This window comes from Candidatus Eisenbacteria bacterium (assembly GCA_035712145.1).
Classification (GTDB): Bacteria; Eisenbacteria; RBG-16-71-46; order RBG-16-71-46; family RBG-16-71-46; genus DASTBI01.
The window spans coordinates 1-7,478 of the sequence record DASTBI010000171.1 but is presented as its reverse complement, the minus strand read 5'-3'; the positions used below and the strand labels follow the sequence as shown (position 1 = coordinate 7,478).

Below are 7,478 nucleotides of genomic sequence, written 5' to 3'. Positions count from 1 at the left end.
GCGATCACGAGTCCACCGGCCAGATAGAGCAGCTCGAGCTCCGAGCTCAATCCGCCGCCGCTCTCGGCGAGCGCGAACGCAGAGCCGGCTCGGGTGAGCGCGATGGCGACCATCATGTCGACCGCGACGAAGATGCCGCCGGCGCGCGCGAACAAGCCGAGAAGCAGCAGGATTGGGCCCACCACCTCGCCGAGGTAGACGCCATAGGCCAGGAAGGGCGGCAGGTGAGCGGCTTGCAGCATGCCGGTGATGAAGTCGATCCCGTGGGTGAGCTTGAAGATCCCGTGGAACAACATCAGTCCGCCAATGGCCACCCGCAGCAGCAGCTTGCCCAGGTCCTCGCCGAATTGCGACATCGCGCCTCCTCGGTTGGGGGGACTACTACGCCGGGCGGGAGATTAGGCGCGACGCGCCGGAAGATCGACCTCGATCACGAGCCCTCGAGGGTCGCGTGGCCTGGCGCGGGTCTCCCCGCCATGGCGCAGGATGATCTCGCGCACGATCGCGAGGCCGAGGCCCGAGCCGTCACGGTCGTCATCGGCCGCGCGCGGCCGCGCGTCGCGGCCTCGGTAGAAGCGCTCGAAGAGATGGGTCAACTCGTCGGGCGGAAGTCCGGGGCCATCGTCGGCGACCGTCAGGCGGAAGTGTCCGGAATTGCCCGAGGGGCGGGTGATGCCGACCGACACTTCGCCCGGGGCGGGCACGTAGCGAAGCGCGTTGCGCAGGAGGTTCTCCAGCACCTGCTCCATGCGCAGGCCATCGGCGCGCACCCAGGCTTCGGAGAGCGTGTCGTTCCAGCGCAGCTTGAGGCCGGCGCTCTCGAAGCGCTTGAAATAGCGCTGCGTGACGTTCCGGCCCAGGGCCACCCAGTCGAGATTCTCGAACTCGAGCGCGGGAGCGCCGGCCTCGAGGCGAGCGAGCTCGAACAGATCGCGGATCAGCCGGTCCAGCCGCCGCGACGCGGCCAGGATGTCGTCGAGATAGCGGGCGCGCTCCTCTTCGGACATGCGCACGTTGGGATCGACCAACGTCTCCGCTCCGCCACGGATCGAGGTGAGCGGCGTGGCCAGCTCGTGGGTGATGTCGGCGAACAGCTGCTGGCGCTGGGCTTCGTGCTCCTCGACGCTCCGCTTTGCGGTCGCGAGATGCGCGGTCATCGTGTTGAGGCGCTCGGCGAGCCGTCCGATCTCGTCGCCGCTCTCGTCGTCCACGCGCACCGAGAGGTCTCCGCCGGCGACGCGGGACGCCAGCAGCTCGAGGGCGCGCAGCCGACGCACCAGCAGGCGCACGATCAGGACGCCGACCGCCAGCGCGGCGGCGAGCGCGATGGGCAGCGAGAGGAGCAGGGCATTCGCGATCGATGAGCCCGGCCCCATCGGGCCCCGCGCCGGCCGCAGAGCGATGATCTCGCCGATCTTCTGTCCCTGCCAGATCGCGGGCTCCCGGGCGAAGACGGTGTAGTTGCGCGGCGCGCCGAAGCGATTCTCGGAGCCCGGGGGCGGGGCGCCGCGGATGAGGAACTCCAGCGCCGCCTGGGTCCGGCGCGCCGGATAGCCGACGTCCCATCCCGCGTCGTCGCGATAGAGGAGCGTGCCGAAGCGCAGCTCCACGTCCTCCGCGGTGCGCTCGAGCATGACGGCGACCGCCGCGCTGTCGGGGCGGACCTCGCGCGCCGCGAACTGTGCGACCAGGCGAGACGTGGCGAGGCGGCCGCGGGCGCGGGCGTCGCGCGACTCGAGCGGTCGCAGAACGGCGTCGACGATGAGCGTCTGCGCGAACGTGCCGATCACGGCGGTCAGCGCGAGCGCGCCGACGATCACCCAGAAGAGGCTGCGGCCTCTTCGCTTCACGTCGGCTCCGCGAACCGGTAGCCGGCGCCCCACACGGTCTGGATGAAGCGCGGAGTTCCGGGATCGTCCTCGAGCTTGCGGCGCAGCCGGCTCACCAGGCTGTCGATCGAGCGATCGTCGACCACGCGGTCGCTGCCCCACACCTGTTCCATCAGCGCCTCGCGCGTGAACACCCGGCCCGGCCGCGAGGCCAGGAAGTACAGCAGGTCGAACTCGAGCGTGGTCAGCGAGACCGGCTCGCCGTGACGCTCGACGCTGCGCCGCGTGGGGTCGATGTGCAGCGGGCCGAGGTCGAGCACGCGCTCGCGCACCGTGCCGCTGGCGCGGCGCAGCAGCGCTCGCACACGCGCCATCAGCTCGGCGGTGCTGAAGGGCTTGGTGACGTAATCATCCGCCCCGAGCTCGAGGCCGAGCAGCTTGTCGCTCTCACTGGTGCGCGCGGTGAGCATGAGGATGGCGACGTCGCTGTCCCGGCGCAGGCGGCGCGTGACCTGGAGACCATCGATCCCCGGCAGTCCGAGATCGAGGACCACGAGGTCGGGCTTCACGCGCTCGAAGTCCGCCAGCGCCTGCCCGCCGTCACTCGAGACGTGGCATTCGTAGCCCGCCGTCTCGAGGTTCTTGATCACCATGTCCGCGATCCGGCGATCGTCTTCGACCACCAGCACCCGCTGCTTCATCTGGCCTCTCCGCGCGGCACCGCGTGCCGTGGGGGTGTGGCCCGCCGTGGTGCTCCTCGCGCTTCGATCGCACACATGCAGCTTCGCGCTCGTCGCAAAGCGGCGATGCCGCACCCCCGGCATGACCATGGGCGACCCCGAGTGAACATACCCGGAACTTGTTGCAGAACATTGGCAGGACTGTCGCTTTCGTCGTTCAACCAGGCTCCGAAAATACCATCCGGTCGCCAAACTCCTGCCACATCCGGCAGGGTAGGTTGAGCAAGCGCATGGCCCTCCGGCGATGGCCGTTGGAGGGATCGATGGAGTTCGAGATCATGAGAAATCAATGGACGGGCGCGATTCTGGCTATCGGCCGGCCGCGAAGGCGATGGCGAAAGACGGCGTTGGGAAGGAGCCGATCGAAATCCCGCGGCTTCCGGGCGTAGGGTGGAGCGGATGCGTGGCGGCTCGCGGTCGAGGCTCCCGGACGTGGTGCGCATCGAGCAGAACGCGGACCGCGTGGAGCTCCTGGACTCGCTGGGTGCCTATCACCTGGCGGACGACGGGCGCACCAACGAAGTCCGGATGCGCATGGAGCGCGGCGACATGCCGGCGCGTGAGTTCGTGAGGGTGTATCGGAGGGAGGGAGTGTAGGCATGTTGCCCGCAGTGATGCTGGCGGCGACGGTTGCGGCCGCCGATAGCGGAAGCCGTCCAGTGACGCTGAGCCAGGCCGTGTCCATGGCTCAGCGTCTCGCTCCACAGGCCATCCAGGCTCAGGGCGCCGTGCGCAGCGCGAACGCCACGGCGCTGTCCACGTACGGGGCATTTCTGCCGTCGTTCTCGCTCTCCGCCGGGGCGACACGGCAGGTCCCGAGCGGCGCGGGCCGGACGCGGGTCGAGAACGGTCAGGTGGTCATCCTGCCGGCCGAGCCGTGGTCGTTCTCCGGAGGATTCGGCACCAACCTCCAGATCTTTTCCGGCGGTCAGCGATGGTTCGACGTCCAGCAAGCCCGGCAGGAGGTGGTCGCGGCGCGGGCCAACCAGGTGACGCAGCGCTTCTCCGTCACGCTGGCCGTGAAGCAGCAGTTCTTCAACGTGCTCGCGGCGCGCGAGTCCGAAGAGGCGGCCCGCGCTCAGCTCCAGCAGGCGGAGCAGCAGCATCGAGCCGCCGTGCTGCGCGTGCGCGCCAAGACGGCGACGCGCTCGGACTCGCTGCGCTCGGACATTCAGGTGCGCACCGCCCATCTCGCGGTGCTCAGCGCGCGGCGCGACCTCACGGTGGCCAATGCGGGCCTGACCCGGGCCGTCGGCTCCGAGGCCCCCGTCACCGCGGCCACCGAGGAGCTTCCGCCGCCCGGCTTGCGGGTCCCCGAGAGCGAGCTGCGCGCCCTGGCCGCCAATAGTCCGGAGGTGCAGGAGGCGCGAGCCAACCTTTCGGCGGCGAGCGCTTCGCGCCGCGGCTCGTGGGCCACCTATCTCCCGACGCTCGGGGCTTCCTACTCGAGGTCCGCGAATGGCACCAACGAAGACTTTGGCTGGATGGGACCTGATTACGGCTACTCGGGCTCGTTCCGTCTGTCGGCCTCGATTCCGGTCTTCGACGGCTTCCAGCGCCAGGCTCAGATTGCCCGCTCCCAGGTGGCCGAGGAGAATGCGCGCGCCAACGTGCGCGACGCGCAGCTCGCGGTCCATCAGACACTGGCGCAGGCGCTCGGTGCGTTCCACGTCGCCGAGCAGCAGGTGGAGGCCCAGATCGCCACGGTCGCCGCTTCCGAGGAAGATCTTCGAGTGCAGGAGCAGCGTTACGCGGTCGGCGGCTCCACCATCTTGGATGTGCTGGCATCACAATCTCAGCTGACTCAGGCCCGGCAGGCTTTGATCCGCGCCCGTTACGATCAGCGTGTCGCCAAGGCTCAGCTCGAAGCGCTCGTGGGCCGCGACCTGTGAAAGACTCGAACCCAAGCCGGGCGGAGCTCCCGCCAGAAAGGAGGATCACGTGAAGCTGACTCTGCCGAAGTGGGCGCCGCGTCCGGTGGCGTTGCTGCTGGTGGCCGTGGTGCTCGTCGTGATCGTCCTGGTGGTGGGCGCGGTCCGGCGTAAGGACAATGCCGTGGCGGCGGTGCCGGTCGAGGCCGTGGAGAAGCGCGACATTCAAGTCACGGTGGACGCCACCGGAACCGTCGAGCCGATCGACCTGGTGGAGGTGAAGTCCAAGGCCTCGGGCCAGATCGTGAAGATGCCGGTCGAAGTCGGAACGCAGGTCAAGACGGGCGATCTGCTGGCCCAGGTGGATCCGGTGGACGTGCGCAACCAGTACAACCAGGCGCGCGCGGCGCTCACGGCGGCGCAAGCCAAGGTCACGGTATCGAGCGCGCAGAAGAAGCGTGCCGAGGAGCTGTTCGGCAGCGGGGTGATCACCGCGCCGGAACACGAGAGCGCGGTCATCGATTACGCCAACGCGCAATCGTCGCTGGTGGCGGCCCGCACCAATCTGGATCTGGCGCGGCAGCGGCTGGAAGACGCCACGGTGCGCGCGCCGATCGCCGGCACCGTGCTGTCGCAGGCGGTGGCGGTCGGGCAGGTGATCGCCTCGGCGACCTCGTCGGTCAGCGGAGGCACCACGCTGCTCACCATGGCCGACCTCAGCCGCATCCGCGTGCGGGTGATGGTGAGCGAGACCGACGTCGGCAACGTGCAGCCCGGCCAGCCGGCGAACGTCATGGTCGACGCGTTTCCCAATCGTCAGTTCCAGGGCATGGTCGAGAAGATCGAGCCGCAGGCGGTCGTGGATCAATCGGTCACGTCGTTCCCGGTGCTGGTCTCGCTTCAGAATCCTGGCGGACAGCTGCTGCCGGGCATGAACGGCGAGGTGACGATCCTGGTGGCGCAGCGAAACGACGTGCTCGCGGTTCCGATGGACGCGGTGCGCAGCATGCGTGAAGTGCCGGCGATCGCGACCGCGCTCGGGCTCGATCCCGATTCGGTGCGCGCGCAGCTCTCACGCATGCGGCGCTCGCGCATGGCGATGGCGGCGGCTACCGGTGATTCCGCCGGCGCGAGCTGGCGCATGGGCGCCGGCTCCGGCGGAGGCGACGGCATGGCCCGGCGCTCGGGCCGCGACTCGACGCGTGCCGGAGGCTGGCGTGGCGCGGGTGGAGATTCGAGCCGCAGACGTTCCGGTCAAGGCTCTCGCGGCGGCTCCGGAGGTGGCGGATTCGGCGGCGGCGGATTCGGCGGGGGCGGGTTCGGCGGCGGAGGATTCGGCGGCGGAGCGGGGCAGACCTCGGGCGGGGGCTTTTCCGGTGGCGGCGCTGGCCGCGGCGGTGGTCAGATGGTGTTCGTCAAGACCTCCAAGGGATTCGAGCCGCGTCCGATTCGCATCGGGGTCAGCAATTTCGATTACGCGCAGGTCGTCGACGGCATCACCGAAGGCGAGCAGGTCGCTCTGGTCGGTGTGGCCGAGATCCAGGCGCAGCGCAGCGAGAGCATGCAGCGGATTCGGCAGCGCATGGGAAGCGGCGTGCCCGGCGTGGGGGGTGGCGCCGGCGGTGGTGGCGCGGGCCGGACCGGTGGGAGCGGCGGAAGTGGCGGCGGTTCGGGAGGGCGTCGAGGAGGGAGCTAGGTCGTGCTGGTCGGCGAAACCATGAGAGTGGCTCTCGAAGCGCTGAGGGCCAACAAGCTGCGCTCGTTCCTCACCATGCTCGGCATCGTGATCGGCGTGTCGGCCGTGATCGCCATGGTCGCTCTCGGCCGCGGCGCCCAGCAGTCGGTGAAGGACCGCATCTCGGCGCTCGGCACCACGCTGATCACGGTGGTCCCCGGTCAGTTCCGTGGCCCGGGAGGCGTCGCGTCGGCGACCAACCGCGCGGTGCTCACCATCGACGACGCGCGCGACATCGAGCAGCGGGCCACCTATGTGGTGGCGGTCCAGCCCGAAGTCTCGCGCTCATTCAACGTCCAGTACGGGAATCGCAACACCAACACCAACATCACCGGCACCAGCTCCAACTACCTCGAGGTGCGGCGATTCACGCTCGACGCCGGCCGGATGTTCAGCCCCGCCGAGGACGCGGGCCGGCGCCGCGTCGCGGTGCTCGGCTCCCAGGTGCTGGCGGACCTCGGCGTCTCGCTTCCCGAAGCTCTGATCGGTGAGACGGTGCGGATCGGCAGCCTGCAGTTCGAGGTGGTCGGCATCCTTCAGTCCAAGGCGCAGGCGGGCGGCTTCGGGAATCCCGATGATCAGGTCCTGGTGCCGATCGAGACCGCGCGCTACCGGCTGATGGGCACGGACCGTCTGCGCAGCATCAGCATGCTGGCGCCTTCCGAGGCCGACATCCCGGTCACGATGGCGGAAGTGCGAAAGATCCTGCGCCGGTCGCACCGGTTGCGGGTGGGCGCGGACGATGACTTCAGCATCCGCAACCAGTCCGACTTCCTCGCCACGCTCGGCGAGACCACGCAGGTGTTCACGCTTCTGCTGGCCGGCATCGCCACGGTGAGCTTGCTCGTGGGCGGCATCGGCATCATGAACATCATGCTGGTCTCGGTCACCGAGCGCACCCGGGAGATCGGGCTGCGCATGGCGGTCGGCGCCCGCACGCGCGACATCCTCGGCCAGTTCCTGGTCGAAGCGGTGACGCTGTCGCTGATCGGCGGCCTGGCCGGCGTGGCGCTCGGCATGGGTACGTCATTCGCCATCGCCGAGCTCGCCGGCTGGCGCATCGTGATCTCGCCCGAGGCCATCGGGCTTGCCGTGGCGTTTGCCTTCGTGATCGGCGTGTTCTTCGGCTTCTATCCGGCGCGCAAGGCGGCGCGCCTCAACCCGGTCGAAGCGCTGCGCTTCGAGTGAAGATCCTGGTGACGGGCGGGGCCGGCTACATCGGCTCGCACATGGTCAGGCTGCTCGTCGAGAGCGGCGCCGAGGTCTGCGTGATCGACGACCTCTCCACCGGGCACGCCGACGC

The 7,478-nt window shown here is 69.4% G+C and carries 8 protein-coding genes; 5 read left to right on the top strand and 3 right to left on the bottom strand.

The window, feature by feature from the left end; all coding sequences use genetic code 11:
• The 3 genes from VFQ05_11680 to VFQ05_11670 all read right to left on the bottom strand — a co-directional run.
• Positions 1–356: DoxX family protein (locus tag VFQ05_11680; protein HET9327426.1), on the bottom strand; the 356-nt coding region annotated here is incomplete at its 3' end.
• Positions 357–398: 42 nt separating this feature from the next.
• Positions 399–1,850: a HAMP domain-containing sensor histidine kinase gene (locus tag VFQ05_11675; GenBank protein ID HET9327425.1), complete on the bottom strand. Its 1,452-nt coding sequence runs from the start codon at positions 1,848–1,850 to the stop codon at positions 399–401.
• A complete protein-coding gene (locus VFQ05_11670) occupies positions 1,847–2,530 on the bottom strand; it encodes a response regulator transcription factor (protein ID HET9327424.1) in 684 nt (227 codons plus the stop codon). The genes VFQ05_11675 and VFQ05_11670 overlap by 4 nt, the downstream gene beginning before the upstream one ends.
• Before the next feature lie 438 nt (positions 2,531–2,968).
• Here VFQ05_11670 and VFQ05_11665 point away from each other — a divergent pair, with 438 nt between their 5' ends.
• From VFQ05_11665 to VFQ05_11645, 5 genes are all read left to right on the top strand, one after another.
• Positions 2,969–3,166: a hypothetical protein gene (locus VFQ05_11665; protein HET9327423.1), complete on the top strand. Its 198-nt coding sequence runs from the start codon at positions 2,969–2,971 to the stop codon at positions 3,164–3,166.
• A gap of 2 nt (positions 3,167–3,168) precedes the next feature.
• Positions 3,169–4,461: a TolC family protein gene (locus tag VFQ05_11660; GenBank protein HET9327422.1), complete on the top strand. Its 1,293-nt coding sequence runs from the start codon at positions 3,169–3,171 to the stop codon at positions 4,459–4,461.
• Between the two features lie 49 nt (positions 4,462–4,510).
• On the top strand, positions 4,511–6,136 hold the full coding sequence (locus tag VFQ05_11655; protein ID HET9327421.1) for an efflux RND transporter periplasmic adaptor subunit: 1,626 nt from the start codon (positions 4,511–4,513) through the stop codon (positions 6,134–6,136).
• A gap of 3 nt (positions 6,137–6,139) precedes the next feature.
• A complete protein-coding gene (locus VFQ05_11650; protein ID HET9327420.1) occupies positions 6,140–7,363 on the top strand; it encodes an ABC transporter permease in 1,224 nt (407 codons plus the stop codon).
• Positions 7,360–7,478: NAD-dependent epimerase/dehydratase family protein (locus tag VFQ05_11645; protein ID HET9327419.1), on the top strand; the 119-nt coding region annotated here is incomplete at its 3' end. The genes VFQ05_11650 and VFQ05_11645, both read left to right, overlap by 4 nt.